Genomic DNA, 21790 nt, shown 5'->3' on the forward strand with positions numbered 1-21790 from the left:
AATAAACCTTACCAACAGTAAGTGGCCGTTTTCCAAAATACAATTTTTTTAACGCTAAGTTCGATGCTTTGCTACAAGCCATATCAGCAAACAGGCAAGTCAAAAAAGAAACGGCATCCTACGTCTTCGTTCCTGAAACTCAAACTCCCCCCATGCGCTTCAATAATGCGAAGGCTGATATACAGCCCCAGACCTGAGCCACCTGACTGCCGGGTTTCACCCTGCAAGGCCTGAGCAAAAGGAGTGAATATATAAGAAACGAAATTCTCAGGAATTCCTGACCCATAATCTCTGACAGTCACTCTGACAGAGTCTTCCAGCCGAATCGCCGACACCTCAATTTGCCCATCTTTAGAACTGAACTTAATGGCATTGGAGATCAGGTTAAGCAGCACTTGAAAAATGCGATCCTCATCCAGTGTCGCCTTAAGACCGGGATCAATTCGGGTTACAATTTCCAACCCTTTCTCTTCCGCCATTTTCGCGCAGAAGGCACAGGTTTCTAATATCAGTTGGTCCAGCTGAAAACAGGATTTGTGTAAAGGCAGGTTACCCGACTGCATTCGCTCTAGATCCAGAATATCGTTCACCAGTCGCATCAGTCGTTCGGAGTTCCTCTTGCCCATGGCAATCAGCTCCCTGGTCGGCCTCAGTTCAATCTGTTCGTGATTCCCGTCAATGACATCGATTTGCTTTTGCAACAGGGAAAGTGCCCCAAAGATGGCAGTCAAGGGCGTCCTCAATTCATGGGCGACCATACTGGTCCAGTTCCTTCGCTCTACTTCCATAGCTTTATACTCAGAAACCGCTCGCCTGCGAGCACTTTCATACTGATAGCAAATGGCCGATACGAACAGCATGGAAAAAACAGTGGCCATCACCCTTCCCACAATGACACCGTCCCGCCATTGGTATTCAAGAGCTTCCTGATAGTGCATTACCAGTAAAAGCAGCAGTCCGACGGTAATCAGCAATGTCGCTCTCAATGCTCTCAGTCTGGCACCGACAAAGTTGGCAAGAAGGGGAACGGCCGGCATCCAGACCAGAACTCTTGAAAACACACCTCCGTCCGTAACAGCAATACCGAACAGCACCAGCGTAACAACTCCAACCAGCAGATCACTGGTTAAACCAAGATTTCCGGAGCGCCACAAAATGACCAGAAAGACTCCAAAAACCGGCACCAGCGCAAAAGTAATCAGGGTACTGGGCACCAGACCAAGAGAACTTAAACGGACGAACCCCATTACCAGAGCACATACGGCACCATAGACAATAATGCCGGCAATCAACCGCGCACGAGCCCTGTCTTCAGTATCCATTAGCGAAGAATCAGGAATAAGCCGGTCAAAAATAGCGGACTGATAATCGATAAAATGCTGAATCAATACAGGTACCCTGGCTCAATCAGAGGGATAATGGTTGATTTGGCTCCGTCATCGCTTCTTTTCGGTTTTGCCGCATATACAAATAAAGCTCGTACGGTTAAATAAGCATAGACGGAAAAAGCACTTCTTGACCTGGCACTACCCAACCTAAACCAAGAACACTGAAAAAAAGCAAATCAACCACAAAGGAAAACAGATGATTCAACATATTGTCCTTTTTAAAATTGCCTCTTCCGCCACTGCAGAACAAATCTCGCACATGGACCGCAGCCTGGCAGCACTTTGTCAGAGCATTGACGGATTACTTTCCTACAGCGGGGGGCCCAACAACAGCCCGGAACAAATCGAGCGTGGATATAACTTCGGCTTCGTAATGTCATTTACAGACAGGGAAGCTCGTGACAATTACCTGCCCCACCCTGAGCACGAGAAGGTCAAACAAATCATTGGTGGGTTACTACTGGACACCGAGGATAATGTCCTTGTTTACGACTATGAATTCCAGGACAGCTGATCAGATATACTTTGATTCGAGAACAGGGCCTGTGAACACTGAGGAAGTGCACAGGCGCGCGGGTGGTACCAGCTCTACGGCTGATACAGACTCAATACTGATCCGGACCAAACCGTTGAATCAGGTGCCATTGACGAGACAAATACTATGTCGGTATAGCGGATTTCTGATCCTGCTTCAGTGCCAGGGCGCTGTGTACAGCTATGGTGCCGATCACGATCAGCCCTCCGATCAGTGCCAGTGAAGGTGGAACTTCTCCAATCACCCACCACACCCAGATCGGGGCCAATACAGTTTCAATCAGCAGAAACAGACTCACTTCCGGTGACGGCAAATATCGGGTTGCAACCATGATCAGCACCGAAGCCATCGGCATCTGCACCAACCCCATCAAGGCTAACCAGCCATAACTGTCGACGCCCAGCGTCAGCGGGTTTGCGAAAGGAATCGCCATTAATGCTGCCACCACACCACTGACGGCGATCACCGGCACTCTCGGGATGCCCGGATTCCGCCTAAGTATCGTCAGAGATAACCCCATCAGAATGGCCAACACCAGAGCCAGAGTATCTCCCAGCCAACCACCGCTTTGCATTGAACTTGAAAATACCACGGCCACTCCGCACATACTCGCCAGAATCGCCAGTACGGTGCGCAAACGAATCACTTCACCGATCAACACCCAAGAGAACAACGCAGCAAAAAATGGCGAGCTGGACAAGATCACCACCGTATTAGCGACCATGGTATTGGAAACAGAAAGCACGAACAGTCCGGTGGACACACCATACAGCAATGCCACACTCCAGGCCGCAACCGCGGTGTTCCGGACCAGCATTGCTCGCCACTGACCACTTTTGACGGAAAAAAGCGCCATGGTGGCAAATATAAAAAAGCCTCGCCAGAACATCACATCCCAACTACTGGCATTTGCCAACTTCACCAGCAGTGCATCGAAACTCAAAACGGTTACGCCGATGAAGGCCGCCCATGTCCCCTGGAGGCGATGTGAAGAAAGATCAATATGCGCAGTTGCCAAAGTACGTCCTACTCGATCAAAAGAATCAACAATCCAAACCAATTCCAAATGGCTTCCAAACAGCTAAAAGGAACACCCCAACTGAATCAGCTTCCAAAACAGCTGATCCACAATCATCATCAATCTAAAGGAGCAGCTCCCCAACATAGCCACATCCTGGCGAATATTCAGAATGGTTTCCTGCCGAAAAACGGCATTGTGTGACGGATAACGGGTGATCTCAAGGGCCAGCGCCATCATTATCATAGACCTTCCCGCCTTTATTAAGCCGCCCCTCTCACTCCTACTCTTAAGTCTATACAGACCAACGGGATTAGAATAAGGTAATTCATTAGCGCGCAGCATTAGGAATCACAAGTAGAACGCTGCCTGGCTGGATAAATGAATGGCGACCTACAAAAAATGATAACAACACAATTCCTCAAGGAAGATCCATTGGTGCACGTAGTGGATAGGTTCTGCGAAGGCAGCATCATTGTCGACCGCGACGTCAATATCCTCTGGATCAGCAATAAATACCGCAAACTGCTGGAGCTGCCAGAAGACTCACAGGCCGAAGGTCGCCCGGTGGAAGAAATCATTCCGAACAGCATGATGCGCCAGGTGGTTGAAAGCGGCCAGCCAATTCTTCTGGATATGTTACGCATCCGGGGAACCTGGATGGTGGTCACGCGCATACCTATCCGGGACGATCAGGACCGGGTCGCAGGCGGTATCGGGTTTGTGTTTTACAAAGAGCTGGATTATCTCAAGCCATTCGTGGAAAAGTTTGCCCGCTTACGTGGTCAGCCAACCACTGCAGAACGACAGTTGGCAGACATGCGCCAAGCCAAATACAGCTTCTCGGATTTCAAAGGCAGAAGTGATGCAACGCGACAACTCCTTAAACGGGCCAGACAGGCAGCAGAGCTCGACACCACTGTCCTGTTATTGGGAGAGACCGGCACCGGCAAGGAAGTGCTGGCGCATGCCGTTCATCAGGCTTCGCTAAGATCAGAAAGGCCCTTTGTGTGTGTCAACATGGCAGCCATTCCTGAAAATCTGCTGGAGGCAGAGTTTTTTGGCGTCGCTCCCGGCGCCTATACCGGCGCAGACCGTAAAGGCCGTGTCGGCAAAATCGAACTGGCTAATGAAGGGACTCTTTTCCTGGATGAAGTCGGCGACCTGCCACTGGGGTTGCAAAGCAAATTATTAAGAGTGCTGCAGGAGCAGGAATTCGAACCCCTGGGGTCCAATAACATTATCAGGGTAAACGTCAGAGTCATTGCCGCCACCAGCCGGGACCTGAAATCCATGGTGGACGAAGGCCACTTTCGGGCCGATCTTTACTATCGTTTAAACGTACTCCCGATAGAAGTCCCCCCACTGCGCGATCGCCTGGAGGACATCAAACTCCTCGCAGACAATATGCTCGACACCTTCAGTCATGCAACCGGTCTGCCTCTCAGACATCTTGATGAATCCGCAGTCAATCTCCTGCGCAACTATTCCTGGCCGGGCAATGTCCGGGAACTACAGAACACTCTGGAACGGGCTTTTATTTTCTCTGATGAAAATGAACTCACACCGGCAGACTTTCCTCAATTACGTAAAGCTGTCGGTACCCGCCAGAGCTCCAAGCCTGCCCACCCTGTTGAGCCTCTAAGCAAAACCCTGGAAAGAGCCGAGCGGGAGGCCCTTCTGAACGCTTTGAAATCCTGCGGAAACAACCGCAGCCAGGCCGCCAGGATGTTAGGAGTTTCCAGGGCAACGTTATATGAAAAACTGCAAAGGCATGATTTGATATAACTCCTGCCTTTCATTTGAAACAATCGAATCAGCGGCGCTGAAAGCTACCAGATTCAGGCCACCCAAAACCGTCTGAAAAAGCAGACAGTGTCCAGAATTCAATACAAAAACAGATTAAACTCATAAAAAACAAAGCACTATAAAACCCCACAAACCCTCTCACCCAAGACACTTCACCAGATTGGGGGCCTTTCAGCCACCTGAACACCGTCTGAATTTCCAGACACCTCCTAACGCGCCATTTTAGAGAACCCCTCTACCCCTTTGATATTAAAGACAAATAAATTCTGGCCCAGTGCTTGCTAACTCAATATTCGTCAAAAACTCAGAAATAAAAATAATTGGGGTTCCCATGACGCTCAAAAGCAAATCCAACAAGATCAACACCTTTCTCACTCTGACCCTGACCAGCACGCTGCTTTGCGCTGGTTTGTATACCAACGCAGAAGACAAAGTCCGCTGGAAAATGCAGGCAGCTTTCGGCAGCAACCTGCCAGCACTCGGCGACACCATTCCCGGCGTTATGGATTCTCTCAAGGAAGCCACTGATGGCCGTGTCATCATCAAACATTACGAGCCCAGCAAGCTAGTCCCGACTCTGAACATCACCGACGCGGTAAAAAGCGGAAAGATCGAAGCAGGCTATACCTGGCTGGGCTACGATCAAGGCAAGCTTCCCTCTTCTGTGCTGTTTGCCTCGGTTCCGTTCGGCATGGAACCCTGGGAATACATTGGATGGTGGTATGAAGCCGGCGGCAAGCAACTGGCTGAGGACATCTACCACAAAATCAACATTCACCCCGTACTTTGTGGCATGACCGGTCCTGAAACCGCCGGCTGGTTCAAAAAGGAAATCAACGGATTGGAAGACGTGAAGGGACTGAAGATGCGCTTTGCCGGCATTGGCGGCCAGGTCATGCAGGACCTCGGCGCTTCAGTCACCGTATTGCCAGGAGGCGAAATCTTCCAGGCCCTTGAAAAAGGGGCCATCGACGCCACCGAATTTTCTCTACCCGCCGTGGATCAAAAACTGGGGTTCAACAAAGTCGCCAAATATAACTATTTCCCTGGCTGGCACCAGCCCCATGCCGCCTTTCACCTGGTAGTTAATAAAGAAGAGTGGGACAAAACCTCTTCCATGGATAAAGCCGTGATCAACTTGGCCTGCGAGGCCAGCGTGACTCGCGACCTTGCCCGTAGCGAAGGCATTCAGGGCGCCGCAATGGCCGAGCTCGAAAGCCAGGGCGCCATCTCAAAACGCCTTCCGGAACCACTACTACGTGAACTGCAAAAAGTCAGCATCAAGGTGCTGGAAGCCGAGGCCAGCAAAGATAACGACTTTAAGTCCGTCTACGAACACCAGCTCTCATTCTCCAAAGACTACAAGCGCTGGAAAGAGTTCGGCTACTTGCCAAGAGACTTTTAGACACCCCTAGTCATCCATCATTGCTCTACCCAGAGCTCTGTCTGGGAGGGACGTAAACGTGACGATTTGCGCGCCCTCCCCTTTTTCCAAACTTTTAACGTGTAAGGTTGCAACAGCATGCAAGCTGAAAAAGTACTTGCAGACTCAGCTCTGTCAGAAGTAATTCCTCACCATGAAACACAATTGCCGCACACGTGGTTTTCCCTCAAGGTGGATACCTTCGTCGGCAAACTGGGAGAATGGATCAGTTGGGTCTGGCCCATTCTAATGGGCATTATCATGCTCAATGTCGTGATGCGTTATCTGTTCGGTGAGGGACGTGTCGAATTTGAAGAACTGCAATGGCACTTTTATTCCATCGGCTTTCTGGGCGCACTGTCTTTCTGCATCAAGGATGACAGCCATGTGAGGGTTGATGTTCTGCACGAGCGCCTGCCTCTCAAAGCCAAAGCCTGGATTGAGCTGCTTGGCATCGGCTTACTGCTGGCACCTTTCACCATACTGCTTATCTGGTATGGGCTACCCTTTGTCATAGACGCTTGGCAGACCGGCGAAAAGTCTGGCTCACCCGGCGGTCTGCCTTATCGCTGGCTGATAAAATCTGCTCTCCCCCTGGCCATGGTGCTAGTTGGCATTGCCATCATCTCACGCATGAGCCGCGTCATCAGCTATCTGTTTCTGATGGACAAAAGTAACAGACCGTATAGTCAATCCAGCACTCAGGGAGGTCACCATGGAAGTGAATGAATGGCTTGCCATCGCCATGTTTGTCAGCTTCATCCTGATGATATTCAGTGGCTTTCCAGTTGCCTGGTTGCTGGGAGGTATTGCAGTGGTATTCACCGGCATCAGCCTGTTTGCAGACAACCACCTGGATACTTTTATCGGGCTGGACTGGAACTATACCGCGCTGACTGTCGACCGTATCTGGGCCATTATGAGCAACTGGGTATTGGTAGCCCTCCCCATGTTCGTGTTTATGGGGCAAATGCTGGATCGCTCAGGGGTCGCGGAAAGCTTGATGCATAATGTTTCCCGCCTGTTTGGCCGACTCAATGGCGGAACGGCGATCGCGGTCGTGCTGATTGGCCTGATGCTGGCCGCATCCACCGGCATCATCGGCGCGTCTGTCGCCCTCCTCACCTTGCTGGCCTTGCCGGTAATGCTGAAAAACCAGTACCAGTCCGAATTGGCGGTAGGGACAGTCTGCGCCGTGGGCACCCTGGGAATCTTGATTCCTCCCAGCATTATGCTCGTAATGATGGCCGATCAGCTTGCTCTGTCTGTCGGTGATCTGTTTCTTGGAGCAGTCTTTCCCGGCGTTCTGCTTGGGAGCGCTTTTATTCTCTATATTGTCATCAGAGCATTCTTCAACCCAGATCTGGCACCTGTGGGAGATGCAACTGAATCCCTTGACTGGAACGTAGTACTGAACGCCATGAAAGCGATCATCCCTCCTGCTCTGTTAATCCTGGCGGTTCTGGGCTCTATCTTCATGGGCCTGGCCACACCTACCGAAGCCTCCGGCGTTGGAGCTTTTGGCGCAACTTTGCTGGCCTGGTACAACAAAAAACTGAACCTCGCGGTTTTCAAAACCGTTTGTATACAGACCAGCCAGACCACCGGATTCATATTTGCGATTCTGATCGGTGCCACTGCGTTTTCACTGGTCCTACGGGGACTGGGTGGCGACGAACTGATCGAATCCGCACTGACAGGCCTACCATTTGGTCCAACCGGCATTGTGATCAGCATTCTGTTCTGCACATTCCTGTTGGGATTTTTCCTGGACTGGATTGAAATCACACTGATCATCCTGCCATTAGTCGCACCGGTGGTGGAATCCCTTGGCTTCAACCTGGTGTGGTTCACGGTTCTGTTCGCGGTTTGTCTGCAGACTTCCTTCCTGACACCACCGGTTGGATTTGCCCTGTTCTACTGCAAAGGCGTCGCACCTCCCCAAATCAAAGTAGGCACCCTGTACCGAGGCGTAACGCCTTTTATTGTGTTGCAGCTGCTGGCAATCACTATTGTCTTCGTCTGGCCAGCCATCGTGACATGGCTACCTTCCCAAGCCTACGGCAATTAACAATTCAAGCGTATGTCTACTGATTTTTCGGCTCGTGGCAACGCACTATTCAGACCTGTGGCTGCCTGCTTTCCGGGTCGACGGATATAAGGAGATTGGAATGTCATCCATCAAACATCACAAGCTCGTCAGTCCTACCGAGGCCGCTGCACTGATTCCCAACGGCGCCACCATTGCCACTGCCGGCTTTGTAGGCATCGGGTTTGCCGAAGAGCTGGCCATCGCTGTAGAGCAGCGCTTTTTACAGCAGCAGACACCTGGCGACCTGACGCTGGTTTATGCGGCCGGTCAGGGGGATGGTAAAGAACGCGGCCTCAATCATTTCGGCCATGACGGCATGGTGAAACGGGTCATTGGCGGGCACTGGGGACTGGTTCCAAAACTGGGCGCATTGGCATGTGACGGCAAACTTGAAGCCTACAACCTCCCCCAAGGGGTCATCAGCCACCTGTTTCGTGATATTGCGGCCGGCAAGCCCGGCCTGCTGACCCAAGTAGGACTGCATACCTTTGTCGATCCACGCTACGAAGGTGGAAAGATCAATCAGACCACCCGGGAAGAGCTGGTGGAACTGATGCACATTGGTGGCGAGGAATACCTGTTCTATAAAACTTTCCCCATTCATATCGCCCTGTTGCGCGGCACTACCGCCGACCCCAAAGGCAATATTACCGGGGAGCGTGAAGCCCTGCCCCTGGAGAGTCTGGCAATTGCCCAGGCAGTGCATAACTGCGGCGGCAAAGTCATTGTCCAGGTTGAACGGCTGACCGACAGACACCGACTGCATCCAGGACAAGTCACAATCCCTGGAATACTGGTGGATCATGTGGTCCTGGCGCCCCCGGAACACCATCAGCAAACCTTTGCTGAAACTTATAATCCCGCCTATAGCGGTGAAATTCATGAATCACCGGGCACCTGCGAGGAAGCTCTTAATCTCAGAACCTTGATCGCCCGTCGTGCTGCTATGGAACTTCGCCGGAACGCCATCATCAACCTGGGCATTGGCATGCCTGAAGAAATCGCCAATGTCGCTTACCGGGAAGCCGTATTGGACCAGATCACCCTGACCATAGAACCCGGCGGAATTGGAGGCCGCCCCGCAGGAGGGCTCAGCTTCGGAGCCGTCAGCAACGCCGAGGCGATCATCGACCAGCCGGCACAGTTCGATTTCTACGACGGTGGCGGTATTGATCAGGCTTTTCTCGGCATGGCCCAAATGGACGCCCAGGGCAACGTCAATGTCAGCCGGTTTGGCAATCGCATGGCCGGTGCCGGCGGGTTCATCAATATCAGCCAGAACGCCAAAGAAGTATTCTTTCTGGGGACATTTTGTGCAGGTTCTCCCCAACCGCTCATTGAAAATGGTGAAATACGCATGAACGGCGACAACAAAAAGAGCAAACTGGTTCACAACGTGGAGCATTTAACCTTCAGCGGCCAGTATGCCCTGCGCAGAGGCCAGAAGATTAAGTACATAACAGAACGTTGTGTATTTCAGCTTACAACCTCCGGTGTGGAACTGACCGAGGTCGCCCCGGGAGTCCAGATAGATCGGGACATTCTTCCTTTCATGGGGTTTAAGCCCCTGATCTCTCCGCAACTCAGCGTTATGCCCATTCAATGCCTGAAACCCGGCCCCATAGACCTGACCCTCAAGCCTTACGGCACCCTTGCTGACAGAGGCTCAGAAGTCAGCCGGCCCCACATCCAGACGCATTCACAGGAAGCGGTAAACTGATCCGATGGGCTGTACAGTGACAGCCCCTTACCAGCGTTGTGTCGAAGCGGCAGACTTGACGAACCGTGATAATGACGATAAAAACGACATTGTGAACATTGAATAACCAGTTTCATTCAAGACAACTTTTATTCAAGGTATATTTCTATCATATGACTCGCCCCAGCTACCGTCTTACAGTACTGAGGGGTGCATTTAAGGGATTATTGAGCGCATCCCGCTCGCCGGTTAAAGCCCTGGTCGCCAGCTTTCCTCTATGGTGTTCAGTGCATGCCCATAGCTTGGAAAAACATGCCACTCACCCACCCCATATCCCAACAACAACCGTCAACCTCCCGGCCACGACCCCCTTTAGCGAACGCAGTTCACTCAGCATCGCTCGCCTGCTAAAAAGCTTGCCCAAGCAATCCGCCCAGCGTGTAAGGGATTGGTTAAGGCTGGTGGACCAGAATCGCTTGCGCCCCATGGCAACCAAACTGAAAGCAGTAAATGAGTTTTTCAATTCTCTAGCCTATATGACCGACCAGGATATGTGGAATCTTGAGGATTACTGGGCAACCCCACTGGAAGTAATTGCCAATGGTAAGGGAGATTGCGAAGACTTGGCTATTGCCAAATATTTCACATTGCGGGCTATGGGGGTTTCCAGCCAGCAACTGGGAATCAGCTATGTCAAAAGCTACCGATTACCCACGGCCCATATGGTACTGGACTATTACGAGTCTCGGGAGGGACGGCCAGTAACACTGGACAATCTGGACAACAACATCCGTGAAAGACCTGACCTGAATGCCATTTACAGTTTCAATGAGGATCATGTCTGGGCAAGTCACAACCGAGCTTCCAATGTTGGCTCTCCTTCCGACATACGACACTGGCTGATGCTACAGGAAAAACTCAGCGACCAACTTCTGTTCTGAGCAACTTCATTTTATTGCCGAACGGCCCTATAGGCCCCTGTCAACCAGCGCCCCACATCAATTTCTTCTGCGGTGACTTTCTTGCCGACCAGGGGAAGGATAAGATGGCACGGAAATATCTGATTCGGGTTCTGGGTACCCCTTACCTGACCGCCTCATTGCCGACGCTGGTCGCAGGGAGGAAATCCAGGCGGCCCTGAACAAACTAAAACGATGAAAGACAGATCTCAAATCTTTTCGATCCACCAACCTTATCGAATAGTAAGGAAGTGCTTTGAGAATATTGCTGGTTGAAGACGACGAGCTATTAGCCGATGGCATTCGCACATCTCTGTCGCTGAAGTCCAACGCCGTGGACTGGGTGGAATCAGGTGAAGACGCCCTGCATGCCGTCAAAGTTGGATTGTTCGATATAATCATCCTCGATCTCGGGCTCCCGGGTATCGATGGTCTGACAGTGCTGCGCAAACTCAGGGCTGAGGGAAACCAGACCCCAATCCTGATTCTCAGCGCCAGAGACCGGATTCAGGACCGGGTCCAGGGACTGGACTCCGGCGCCGATGATTATCTGCTGAAACCATTCGACGTCAGTGAATTACTGGCCCGCCTGAGGGCCCTCACACGACGCTCAATCGGGCAACGGCAACCTGAAATCAGCCTCAATGATATCCGGATACTTCCCCACTCTTACCAAGTGTTCAAAGCCGAGACGGAAATTAAATTATCGCGCCGGGAATACGCGATCCTTCATGAACTGGCCAGCCACCGGGGAAGAGTTCTTTCCCGGGAGCAGTTGGAGGATCTTATTTACGGCTGGTCTGATGAGGTTTCCAGCAACACCATGGAAGTCCACATCCACAACCTGCGTAAAAAACTGGGCAATCAGTTGATTAAAACTGTCCGGGGTCTCGGCTACACCATTGAGTCAGGCCAATGACACTGCAAATCACCTCAATCAAGCGTTTTCTGCTGATCAGCATCTCCGCCCTGATCATTATCAGTGGTCTGATCACCCTGGTCACCAACTATGTAGAAACCCAGGAACAGGTGGAAGAGCTATTTGATGCGGAACTGGCCCAGATGTCCCGTTTATTACAGAGCACACTGGCCAATCAGCTCAAAAGCACTCATCTCAGCTCCCTGCAGCAGCCCCTGGTCTATGAAGACTTTGGCGAAAGCAAGGATATGAGTAGTGACGAAGAAGACTACGATGAATACAACGAACTGGGACATAAATACGAAAAGAAACTCGCTTTCCAGGTTTGGCATGAGAATGGTCAACTCCTGATCCATACAAAATCAGCCAAGGGATATGACTATCAGAGAATGCCTGTCGGCTTTCATAATTTAAAAACGGACGACAATCGTTGGCGCATCTTCACACTGCATGATTCAAAACTGAAGTTATGGATACAGGTGGCGCAAAGGGCTGATGGCAGAAGCGAACTGACCCAGGAGATTGCCCTGCAGTCAATCTGGCCTTCTCTGATACTGATTGTACTATTGGTTTTCGGCGTCAGTTGGGTGGTGAGAAAAGGTTTAATGCCACTGGGCGAAGTTTCCTCGCAGCTGAAACAACGCAGTGCAGACAATCTCTCGACACTCCCCCACCATCACTATCCTGCAGAACTGCAGACGCTGGTATCATCCCTTAACGACCTGTTCACGCGGCTACAGAAAGCCATGGAACGGGAACGCCGCTTTACTGCGGATGCCGCACATGAGCTTCGCACACCGTTGGCGGCCACCAAAGTTCATTTGGAAAATGCCACTGCCGCACTTGACGCCCTGACAGAGGCATCCTCTCCCGCCCTGTCGGAGACAAGCAACGAGATGTCGCCGACCTCCTGTCAGCAGGTTGCAGGAGACAGTGTCCGCAAAGCGTTAACCGGAATGCAGCGCCTGATTCACATGGTGGAACAGCTCCTGCAATTAAGCCGCCTTGATCAGGAAAACGCAGCACTTGAGAAAAAGCCCATCTCCTGGCGTGACCTGGTGAATGAAGAACTCTCTGCCATGGAAGACTATGCCGGGCAAAAGGGTATCAGGATGAAAGTGCTGGAACGGGAATCCTCTCCCATTCTGGGAAATGCGTCCATGTTGCGTATATTACTTCGAAACCTGCTGGACAACGCCATATGCTATTCCCCCCCACACTCCGAAATAACGATATCCCTTGAAGACCACCAACTGACGGTTGAGGATCAGGGACCAGGCATACCACCCGAACTGAGGGAACAGATGTTTGAACGCTTTTACAGAGGCAAAGCAACCAGGGAGTCTGGCAGTGGCCTGGGCCTTTCCATCAGCTTGCAGATTGCTGAATTGCACGACGCCACTCTGTCCATGTCCGATACGGAAAACAGTCCCACCGGACTGCGAATGAGTCTGTCTTACTAACCGGAATCATGATGCAGAAATGGACCCTCATCCGCCCAGGTTGATTAGAGCGGCCTGGCCATACCGACGAACGGTATCACCCTGTTTTGAAGTTCGCCATTAGACGGGTCAGTGTTTCAGAGAGACTTGTCAGCTCTGCACACAGCTGCCGCACCCGATTGGCCGAATCAAACGTATCCGAGCTGATTGTCTCCACTTCCACCACATGTTTGGTAATATCTTCCACTACATGACTCTGCTCCTCGGTGGCGGTGGCAACCTGGAAATTAATATCACTGATCTGCTCCACAGCGACAAATATATCCTCCAGAACAGAACCGGTCTTATTAACGCTCGTCACGCTATTTTCCGTATTCTGTTTGCCTCGCGCGATGGCTTCGACTGCCTTGCCAGCACCGCCTTGTAGCGCATCAATCATTTCAGCGATTTCATCTGTCGATTCCGCCGTCCTCTTCGCCAGACCGCGTACTTCATCGGCAACCACTGCAAAACCACGCCCAGCCTCACCGGCCCTGGCCGCTTCGATCGCGGCGTTCAAGGCCAGCAAATTGGTCTGTTCGGAAATCCCCCGTATCACATTGAGAATCCCGCCAATTTTCTCTGCCTGATCCCCCAGATCATTGACGACCTGACTGGTACTTTCCATTTCGCAGGCCAGCGACTGTATCATGCCGATCGTTTCCCGCACCGCCGTCTGTCCCTGAGAGGATTTCTCCTTCGCCTCAACGGCTGCTCCCGAGGCGGTATTGGCATTGGACGCAATTTCCTGAACCGTTGACCCCATTTCGGTGATCGCTGAAGCCACACTTTCGATACTGACTTTCTGGTTTTCAATCGATGTGGCACTCTCATCGGATATGCCTTTCACCTGATTGGTCACCGTCATCAGTTGTTCCGCCTGCTGGGATACCTCTGAAATAATGGCGCACAGCTTTTCCTCAAATGCATTAAAGCTTTCACAAAGCACCCCCAGCTCATCCTCACTGGTTACATCCAGCCGGGTCGTCAGATCCCCACCACCTTTGGATATTTCGTTGAGCAGGCGTGATGTCTCACGAATGGGTTGTGAGATCGCCCTGGCAGTCAATATGGCCAATATGATAAAGATCACCGCGATAACACAGGCAAGCAGGATACTCTTGATCAGCGCCGCATTGATGACACCGTACAGCTCCGCCTGAGGAACCACGGCAATTACCCGGTAGTTAAATGTTGGCACCGTATAAGAGGCAGCCACATATTCCGCCCCGTCATCTACAAATCGGGTGACGTTGAACTGAGCTCCGCCGGTCAGGACCTTCGCCACCTCTCCGACTCCCGTCAGCGTTTTCAGTGCCTTTCCTGTCTGCTCTTTGTCTGGATGAATCAGAACGTTGCCTTTTTGATCGGCGACAAACACATACCCGGTCTCTTCGATCCGGAATTCACGAATCAATGTCGTCAATTCATCCACGCTCAGTCCCAGACCTGCCGCTCCGATTGTCTGCCCTCCCTGCTTCACCGCATAGTTGACGAATAACGTCAGCGGACCGGTGCCTTCAAAATAGTCGAGATTGATATCGTAGTTCAGTCCGCTGCCAAGGAATCCATAAAACCACTGGTCATTAGCGTTACTGGCGCTCATGTCTTTCAGAACACCATCCTGGGTATAGTATTTGTTTGACACACTGGAAACGTAAAACACCACATCAGCTTGAGTACTGGATTTTACCTGACGAAAGAATTCGACCGCCCGGGACTGGTCTGATTCAGGCTCGCCATTCCGAATCCAGGACTGCAGATAGGCATTTTCAGCTACCAACTGGGAACTTTTCACCGGCTGTAATAACAGCCCTTCGATTTTATTGCTGATGCTCTCCAGGCTGCTTGGCAGGATTTTGGATTCCAGGCGTTCTTCAATAAGACTTCGAGAGTTGCGATCATTCAACCAGGTCAACAGACCTAACGATATGACGAGCGCCGCGACGATAATAGCGGTAAGTTTTTGCTGAATGCTGATTTTCGACCACATTGAGAGTTTGCCTCACCTCGAAGATAACGTTGGACGACTAATCCAGCTCCCAGAATCTGCCCCGGCCACCAAAATCAAATCGATGGCAGGGCTTTTTCCAGCAACTGGATTTTCCCGGTCACTATTACCGGTCAATATAAAAGGTAGACGATAATCGATGGTTTGGCAGAAACCGACTGTCACAAATGTCAGAAAATGATCAGGGCCTGAGACAGCGAATCACATACCTATTTTAATAACCGCTTTCCCCGTCAGTTTGCGCCCGGCCATGTCCGCAATCGCCTGACCAGCCTCCTCAAATTCATAGATTCTATTGACTCGGGGATTGATTTTGCCTTCCTTTATCCAGTCCATCATTCGCAGGAAGTTCGCCTGATTGTCATGAGGCTGACGCTGGGTAAACGCCCCCCAGAAAACCCCAACAATGTCACAACCTTTCAGCAGGGTAAGATTGGCAGGTAATTTAGGGATATCACCGGCCGCAAACCCGATGATCAGGTGCCTTCCGCACCATGCCATGGAGCGTAAGGCCAGCTCACTGAGATCACCTCCAACCGGGTCGTACACGACATCCACTCCCTGGCCTTTGGTTAATTGTTTGAGTGCGTCTTTGAGGTTGTTTTCGGTATAGTTGATCAGCTCATCTGCTCCCGCCTCTTTGGCGATGGCCAGCTTTTCAGCACTTCCCGCTGCGGCGATGACCCTGGCCCCTATCGCTTTTCCCAATTCTACCGCTGCCAGCCCGACTCCGCCCCCGGCGCCAAGAACCAGCAATGTCTCGCCGGACTGCAATCGTCCCCGCTGCGTCAATGCATGCATAGAGGTTCCGTAAGTCATCACAAAGCCTGCGGCATTCACCAGATCTATCCCTTCAGGCACAGGAATCAGGTTGCTTTCCGCCACTGCAACTTTCTCGGCAAATCCTCCCCAACCAGTTAATCCCATCACCCGGTCTCCCGGTTTGAAGTTCTTCACTTTGTCACCGACCTGAGAAACCACGCCGGCGATCTCCCCACCGGGACTGAAAGGCATCGGAGGCTGAAATTGATACTTGCCCTGGATAATCAGAGTATCAGGAAAGTTGACTCCCGCCGCGGTCACATCCACCACACAACTAACGGCTCCCAGTTTGGGGTCAGGCACCTCCTCTATCGCCAGCATGTCCGGGGGACCGTATTCTTTGCATAAAAGTGCACGCATTCAGAAATCCTCATTTTTATTTATAGCTCTTATTTATAGCTGCCTTACCGATTCTTTTATTAACGACAGTCTTATTTATGGCTACCTCTAAAGCTCAAAAGAACCAGGAATCCCATTGAGGACCAGTCGCTATAGAATAAAAAGATGGAGATCAGACAAAAAAAGGGCCCGGTCTGCCACTTGGCAATTCAGGCCCTAATCGGGGAGGGTATAGAAAGGAAAAATGAGAGAAAATCAGGGGTGGCTGTACTGCTCACCACACCCTAGAGTGCACTTTCAACGAGAAACACCAGGTGCTGAGCGCCTATAAAAGTCAACATCGCCGCTATCGCCAATAACGTCTGAGGTTTAAGCGGCTTCACTTTCATGTCTGTCATCAGTTTCGTGTCAGCCATCACTATCGCTCCTGTTGAATGTTTACTCGTTTTTCATGCTCTCATCCCAGGATGCGCTTTTTTTGACCAGACTCCGTCAATGCCATGGGAAAAAATGGCAAATGATGGCAAGGGCAAAAAGCGCCAGCTGGGATAAAAGTCACTGAGATTCGCTGGGCTGGGCTGGGCTGGGCTGGGCTGGGCTGGGCTGGGCTGAAAAGTATGAGGGCTTAAAGAAGCGAAACACGCTTTCGCTAATGGATAAGAGGATTTATCGCTGTACTTGCTCTTTTTTTGAATTTAGAGATACAGTTTAAAAGGACTATCAATATGACAGTGTCGATAAACAACGGCAACAATAACGATCACTCGGTCGGACTGGTGGCAGTATCAAGTTGGCAGGGATGGTTTCAGCATTCCCCCCAGAAGGATGAACGTACAACAAGAGGGCGTCGGAGCCTGGAACCTGTACCGCCTGTATTCAACCTTTACCTGGAGTTCGCCCAAAGGCTGCCTTGGATATTTCAAGAATGGCCATACAGCACTGGTGGCCAGACAAGGCGGCAGAATTACGCATCTGGTAGGATTCAATCCCAACTCCTATCTACTTGCGGGCCTGCTACAAACCATCAGAGGCAACAATATTACAGTCCAGGGCATGTGGTACGACGACTCTGCAATGGTTCATGGTCCAACAGCTATCAGCTACGAAATCAATGTCAGTCAGAATCAGGCAGCCACTTTTGCCAATTTCATCAACACCCTGGTTGGAAGATCGGATCTCGGTCCACATTCGCCCGGCAATACATCCTATTTTTACAGTTTCAGACCTGCACAAACAGAAGCCAATGCAGGTGGCCTGGTAGGTAACTGCGGCAATATGGCACTCGTCATACTCTGCCAGTTTCTGTATGAGTGGGGCAAAGGCGATTACGTCGACATGTTCCGCAACTGGGTCAATCGAAATCAAAACACCCGAAACTATGGACAAGGCCCTTTGATGGGCAGTATCAGCAATGCCTTTTCCAACTAAACCAGCCTTGTAATCAACACGGCACAGGGATGTGCCCGCACTGCCGCCGATATTTGGCGAATTCGGGCAAATGAAGAAGTTCATCCTGAGATGATTATGACGACCCTAACCGAACTCAATACAACCCTCCCCCAATACTGTTACTCAGCACAGCACATTTCTTGACAACATTCCGTCAAAGCAACGGGAAAAAATGGCAAATTATGGCAATAGCCCCGAGTTGCCTTGAGGCATTCCGGGGGCCATGATCTAATACGCCCAGATCAGTTTGAGCCGCATAATGAGGAAGCCATGTCGAGACGTATAGCCCTGGTTGAGGATGAACCGCTGATTCGCAGCAATTACACCGAAGCCCTGAAAAAACACGGCTTTCAGGTAGAAGCATTTGCGGATCGTCAATCTGCCCTGGAACGCTTTAACGTCCAGTTGCCGGACCTGGTCATTATTGACGTGGGATTGGGATCCGAAATCGAAGGTGGATTTGAGCTCTGCCGGGAAGTCAGGGCCAAATCTGCCGAAGTCCCAATTATCTTTTTGACTGCCCGCGACAGTGAGCTGGATCAGATCTCCGGCCTGCGCCTTGGCGCTGATGATTATCTGACCAAAGACATCAGTCTCCCCTACCTGATCACCCGCATTGTCGCTCTGTTCCGACGCCTGGATGTCATGCAGGCACAGCAGAATCGGCCAGATGAACTCATCAGGCGAGGCAAACTGACCCTGAACCTGGATCGGATGCATGCTAACTGGGACCAGAATCCACTGAACCTTACCGTGACAGAGTTCTGGATCGTCCACGCCCTGGCCCGACACCCCGGTCATGTCAAAAATCGCGACCAATTGATGGATGCAGCCAATACGGTGCTGGACAACAGTACCGTCACCTCTCACATCAAGCGCATCCGAAAGAAATTTCAGGCTTTGGATCCAGAATTTGACTGCATCCAAACCGCTTATGGCATGGGTTACCGCTGGCACCTGGTTGAGTAGCTCCGGTGACCTTGCGTAAACAACTGATCATTATCGGGGTACTGCTGTTTACCCTCCCTCTGGCAGTCATCCGTTTTGCCATGCAGTTGGAAGAAACGCTGCGGGAATCCCAGAAAACTGCCCACCTTGAACTCACTGAGTACATTGCCGACGTACTCCAGCCGGTGTGGGAAACTGATGTCCCTACCTCCGAGGAAGCGCTGTTACTCGAATCCATCGACCGCCCCATTATTCTCGACGGATACAGCGAAGACTGGGTGCATATTCCCGGGCACAGCACATCCGACGCTGCATCTCAGACTGACACACCTGCAACCCAGTTTAAACTGGCCAGTCGGGGACAAAGGCTCTATTTGTTGCTGGAGCTTCCGGATAGATCCATCCACTACCGGCAACCAGGAGCTGCAGGTCAGCTCTATGATCAAATCAGGCTGACTCTACACTTTCCCGACGGAACCATGCTCGAACATATGATTTTTGCCGAAGGCCCCGGACAGATTCGCGCCGACAACAACTTGAATTTGGGCCTTCTATTTGGCGTATGGCAGGAAACCCACAACGGCAGCCTGCTGGAGCTAAGCCTTCCCCTGCCATCCGGCGCGCGTGCGTTGTCAGTGGAATGGGAAGATATTGACCAGTCCAGCAGGCAGGTGTTTTCGCGGACGATCCGACCGGTAATCGGCACTCAGGCTTCACCCAGGAAGCTGGTTTACATCTCCGATCAATTGATCACTCTCACAGAATCCCTGACACCGGATGACTCCCGTCTTCGTCTGTTGACGGCAGATCAAAAGCTGATGCTGGAAGTTGATCGCGACCTGAACCGGGATCTGCCTCACAGCAGTGAGCTGTGGAAGAGTCTGGTACGCCGGGTTCTCCAATTTCTGGTGGACTCGACCGGCGACCAAATCAGTTCGAGCTATCCGTCCTCCTCAATTAGCGCCGACTCTTCCGAAGCCATTCCAGTTTCGTATTGGGAGAATCCCGGGCAGACGGATCTCGCCAGCATCAAAACGCTTTACCCTCTGAAAACCGTCAGCGGAGAACTGACTGGCTGGCTCAGCCTTGAAAAGCGTACTCCACGCGTCGCGGCTGTAGCCAACGAAGCCCTGTTCAGTATTATCAGCGGCGTATTTACCCTGATCACCCTGGTGGTTACCGGCCTGCTGGGTTATGCCAGCTGGCTTTCCTGGCGCATCAGAACCCTCAAGGAAGACATTGTTCAAAGCCTCAATCCAGAGCATCGTTTCCAACACGATTTACGCCCATCGCGTCTGACAGATGAACTGGGAGACCTTTCCAGAAGTTTTGGTCTGATGCTGTCCAAACTGAAAGGCTACTCCGATTACATGGAGACCTTTGCCAGCAAACTGACCCATGAATGCAGAACGCCTTTGGCCATCGTCACGTCTTCCCTGCAGTTGGCAGAGCAGGCTGACTCAGATGAAGAGCGGCGCGAATATCTGAACCGGGCCAACACTGGCGCTCGTCGTATCAGCAAGCTGCTGACCGCCATGCGTCAAGCCTCACAGCTGGAAGCCATTATCCAAACCCAGGAAAAACAGACATTTGATGCCGGTGAAATGCTAAACGATCTCTACCGAGGGTATTCTGAAGTTGTGGCCCCCTGTCGCCTGGAGTCTGATTTTCCCGTCCATACGGTAATGCTTAACGCAAGCCCTGACCTGCTGGCCCAGGCTATTGATAAACTGATTGAAAATGCCCGGGATTTCACTCCCGATGGCGGCACCATAACTCTGGGGCTCCATCGGGAGACCAAAGGCTGGTTGCTGTATATCGAAAATGAAGGCCCCCAGATACCTGAAGACAAAATTCAAAGCCTCTTTGAGCCGTTCATCAGCGAACGCCAGTCCGGCGACGAAGAGCTGCATCTGGGGCTTGGGCTGGTGATTGTAAAATTGGTTGCGGAATACCATGGAGGCACAGCGATCGCGAGCAATCAGGCAAATGGCGTACGCTTCGGCATCAGACTACCGGATTGCTAATCCGGCCTCTCAACATTCACATAGAGTTTACGATTAATTTTTTTCTAATATTTTCAAAAACTTAAAAATATAGAAATATCAAAATGTCGAAAATTGGACGGACATGTCCATATAGCGTCCACGCAGGTCACCAAAGTGGGCATCAAGTCAGATTTCGGAACTGAAACCGATATGGCTGGATTGGGTGAGTGTTGCGATTATTGGTTGAATCCACCCTTGAGAGATTAACGCCTAATATATGGGACATAAATCGAGACTGCATTTTGCGCAAGAATTTTAATGCGCACAAAATGCAGCGGAGCGTTTGGGTTCCCATGGTTTTGCTTGTTATACACCATTTTTTGTAGCCACCTCAAAACGCTCACGATAACCCCACGATCTAGAAACGCCTACTGCACCGGCTAAAGCGAAAACAGATATACATAAAGCCATGTATGAAGCATGATGCTCACTGACCAAAAACAGTAGGATTGATCTTATGACCAAAAACAAGGCTTGGCCGATAGAACCAAGCCAAATAAAAAACAGCAAATAATCGAATACTTTTTGGTTAATGAAACCACTTAAACCAACAAGAAGTTTTAGAAGAATCGGTATTACTTTTAACGCGATAAAGCTAAGGAGGCTCTGAATAACTCCCCAAATCAGTCATAATACGGCCAACTTCACTCATCAGGAATACTATCCATGGATCAGATGACTTTCTCCGAAGCTGAATACCAGAATAAGAAGCGTAAGACCCGCCGGGAAATCTTTCTGGAGCGAATGGATAAGCTGATCCCATGGAAACGCATGGAAAAGAAGATCGCCCGCTATTACCCCAAGGGCGAGAACGGCCGCCCTCCGTATCCGTTATCCACCATGCTTCGTG

The 21790-nt window shown here is 51.1% G+C and carries 19 protein-coding genes; 13 read left to right on the plus strand and 6 right to left on the minus strand.

Going from position 1 to position 21790, the window contains the following annotated elements:
- Nucleotides 1–83 precede the first annotated feature (83 nt).
- On the minus strand, nt 84–1388 hold the full coding sequence (locus F566_RS35635) for a sensor histidine kinase (protein ID WP_020408596.1): 1305 nt from the start codon (nt 1386–1388) through the stop codon (nt 84–86).
- Nucleotides 1389–1584: 196 nt separating this feature from the next.
- Here F566_RS35635 and F566_RS0118930 point away from each other — a divergent pair, with 196 nt between their 5' ends.
- Nucleotides 1585–1902: a Dabb family protein gene (locus tag F566_RS0118930; protein ID WP_020408597.1), complete on the plus strand. Its 318-nt coding sequence runs from the start codon at nt 1585–1587 to the stop codon at nt 1900–1902.
- Nucleotides 1903–2047: 145 nt separating this feature from the next.
- Here F566_RS0118930 and F566_RS0118935 read toward each other — a convergent pair whose 3' ends face one another.
- Entirely contained in the window at nt 2048–2941 is an 894-nt protein-coding gene (locus F566_RS0118935) for a DMT family transporter (protein ID WP_245555276.1), read from the minus strand.
- 63 nt (nt 2942–3004) lie between these two features.
- Entirely contained in the window at nt 3005–3187 is a 183-nt protein-coding gene (locus F566_RS0118940; RefSeq protein WP_020408599.1) for a hypothetical protein, read from the minus strand.
- A 156-nt stretch (nt 3188–3343) separates the two neighbouring features.
- On the opposite strand from F566_RS0118940, the gene F566_RS0118945 reads away from it, so the two are divergent.
- The 8 genes from F566_RS0118945 to F566_RS0118985 all read left to right on the plus strand — a co-directional run bounded on the left by F566_RS0118945 (nt 3344) and on the right by F566_RS0118985 (nt 13305).
- Nucleotides 3344–4729: a sigma-54 interaction domain-containing protein gene (locus tag F566_RS0118945; RefSeq protein ID WP_245555277.1), complete on the plus strand. Its 1386-nt coding sequence runs from the start codon at nt 3344–3346 to the stop codon at nt 4727–4729.
- Between the two features lie 352 nt (nt 4730–5081).
- Nucleotides 5082–6155 (plus strand): TRAP transporter substrate-binding protein, encoded by a 1074-nt coding sequence (locus F566_RS0118950; protein WP_020408601.1) that lies wholly within the window; start codon nt 5082–5084, stop codon nt 6153–6155.
- A gap of 117 nt (nt 6156–6272) precedes the next feature.
- On the plus strand, nt 6273–6902 hold the full coding sequence (locus tag F566_RS0118955; protein ID WP_020408602.1) for a TRAP transporter small permease subunit: 630 nt from the start codon (nt 6273–6275) through the stop codon (nt 6900–6902).
- Nucleotides 6889–8244: a TRAP transporter large permease gene (locus F566_RS0118960; RefSeq protein ID WP_020408603.1), complete on the plus strand. Its 1356-nt coding sequence runs from the start codon at nt 6889–6891 to the stop codon at nt 8242–8244. Before F566_RS0118955 ends, F566_RS0118960 begins: the two co-directional genes overlap by 14 nt.
- A 100-nt stretch (nt 8245–8344) precedes the next feature.
- Entirely contained in the window at nt 8345–9985 is a 1641-nt protein-coding gene (locus tag F566_RS33440; protein ID WP_020408604.1) for an acyl CoA:acetate/3-ketoacid CoA transferase, read from the plus strand.
- A gap of 152 nt (nt 9986–10137) precedes the next feature.
- Nucleotides 10138–10905, plus strand: coding sequence for a transglutaminase-like cysteine peptidase (locus tag F566_RS33445; RefSeq protein ID WP_020408606.1), 768 nt, complete (start codon nt 10138–10140; stop codon nt 10903–10905).
- Nucleotides 10906–11179: 274 nt separating this feature from the next.
- The gene (locus F566_RS0118980) at nt 11180–11842 is read left to right on the plus strand and encodes a response regulator (protein ID WP_020408607.1); all 663 of its coding nucleotides are present in this window, start codon (nt 11180–11182) and stop codon (nt 11840–11842) included.
- Nucleotides 11839–13305: an ATP-binding protein gene (locus tag F566_RS0118985; RefSeq protein ID WP_020408608.1), complete on the plus strand. Its 1467-nt coding sequence runs from the start codon at nt 11839–11841 to the stop codon at nt 13303–13305. The genes F566_RS0118980 and F566_RS0118985 overlap by 4 nt, the downstream gene beginning before the upstream one ends.
- A gap of 76 nt (nt 13306–13381) precedes the next feature.
- On the opposite strand, the gene F566_RS0118990 is transcribed toward F566_RS0118985, so the two are convergent.
- The 3 genes from F566_RS0118990 to F566_RS37970 all read right to left on the minus strand — a co-directional run bounded on the left by F566_RS0118990 (nt 13382) and on the right by F566_RS37970 (nt 16911).
- Nucleotides 13382–15316, minus strand: coding sequence for a methyl-accepting chemotaxis protein (locus tag F566_RS0118990; RefSeq protein WP_020408609.1), 1935 nt, complete (start codon nt 15314–15316; stop codon nt 13382–13384).
- Nucleotides 15317–15535: 219 nt separating this feature from the next.
- Complete coding sequence (locus tag F566_RS0118995) at nt 15536–16516, minus strand: NADPH:quinone oxidoreductase family protein (RefSeq protein ID WP_020408610.1); 981 nt, start codon at nt 16514–16516, stop codon at nt 15536–15538.
- A 263-nt stretch (nt 16517–16779) separates the two neighbouring features.
- Entirely contained in the window at nt 16780–16911 is a 132-nt protein-coding gene (locus F566_RS37970) for a hypothetical protein (protein ID WP_020408612.1), read from the minus strand.
- A gap of 409 nt (nt 16912–17320) precedes the next feature.
- On the opposite strand from F566_RS37970, the gene F566_RS0119010 reads away from it, so the two are divergent.
- The 4 genes from F566_RS0119010 to F566_RS0119025 form a co-directional block, all read left to right on the plus strand.
- The gene (locus F566_RS0119010; protein ID WP_020408613.1) at nt 17321–17923 is read left to right on the plus strand and encodes a hypothetical protein; all 603 of its coding nucleotides are present in this window, start codon (nt 17321–17323) and stop codon (nt 17921–17923) included.
- Between the two features lie 291 nt (nt 17924–18214).
- On the plus strand, nt 18215–18913 hold the full coding sequence (gene pdsR / locus F566_RS0119015; protein ID WP_020408614.1) for a proteobacterial dedicated sortase system response regulator: 699 nt from the start codon (nt 18215–18217) through the stop codon (nt 18911–18913).
- 5 nt (nt 18914–18918) lie between these two features.
- The gene (locus F566_RS0119020) at nt 18919–20919 is read left to right on the plus strand and encodes an ATP-binding protein (RefSeq protein ID WP_020408615.1); all 2001 of its coding nucleotides are present in this window, start codon (nt 18919–18921) and stop codon (nt 20917–20919) included.
- A 687-nt stretch (nt 20920–21606) separates the two neighbouring features.
- The coding region (locus tag F566_RS0119025; protein ID WP_020406292.1) for a transposase at nt 21607–21790 on the plus strand (184 nt) is incomplete at its 3' end.

This window comes from Hahella ganghwensis DSM 17046 (assembly GCF_000376785.1).
Taxonomy (GTDB): domain Bacteria; phylum Pseudomonadota; class Gammaproteobacteria; order Pseudomonadales; family Oleiphilaceae; genus Hahella; species Hahella ganghwensis.

Coding starts and splice junctions, on each gene's coding strand:
- F566_RS0118930 (WP_020408597.1), top strand. CDS start 1,585: ATGATTCAACATATTGTCCTTTTTAAAATTGCCTCTTCCGCCACTGCA.
- F566_RS0118940 (WP_020408599.1), bottom strand. CDS start 3,187: ATGATAATGATGGCGCTGGCCCTTGAGATCACCCGTTATCCGTCACAC.
- F566_RS0118945 (WP_245555277.1), top strand. CDS start 3,344: ATGATAACAACACAATTCCTCAAGGAAGATCCATTGGTGCACGTAGTG.
- F566_RS0118950 (WP_020408601.1), top strand. CDS start 5,082: ATGACGCTCAAAAGCAAATCCAACAAGATCAACACCTTTCTCACTCTG.
- F566_RS0118955 (WP_020408602.1), top strand. CDS start 6,273: ATGCAAGCTGAAAAAGTACTTGCAGACTCAGCTCTGTCAGAAGTAATT.
- F566_RS0118960 (WP_020408603.1), top strand. CDS start 6,889: ATGGAAGTGAATGAATGGCTTGCCATCGCCATGTTTGTCAGCTTCATC.
- F566_RS33440 (WP_020408604.1), top strand. CDS start 8,345: ATGTCATCCATCAAACATCACAAGCTCGTCAGTCCTACCGAGGCCGCT.
- F566_RS33445 (WP_020408606.1), top strand. CDS start 10,138: ATGACTCGCCCCAGCTACCGTCTTACAGTACTGAGGGGTGCATTTAAG.
- F566_RS0118985 (WP_020408608.1), top strand. CDS start 11,839: ATGACACTGCAAATCACCTCAATCAAGCGTTTTCTGCTGATCAGCATC.
- F566_RS0118990 (WP_020408609.1), bottom strand. CDS start 15,316: ATGTGGTCGAAAATCAGCATTCAGCAAAAACTTACCGCTATTATCGTC.
- F566_RS0118995 (WP_020408610.1), bottom strand. CDS start 16,516: ATGCGTGCACTTTTATGCAAAGAATACGGTCCCCCGGACATGCTGGCG.
- F566_RS37970 (WP_020408612.1), bottom strand. CDS start 16,911: ATGGCTGACACGAAACTGATGACAGACATGAAAGTGAAGCCGCTTAAA.
- F566_RS0119010 (WP_020408613.1), top strand. CDS start 17,321: ATGAACGTACAACAAGAGGGCGTCGGAGCCTGGAACCTGTACCGCCTG.
- pdsR (WP_020408614.1), top strand. CDS start 18,215: ATGTCGAGACGTATAGCCCTGGTTGAGGATGAACCGCTGATTCGCAGC.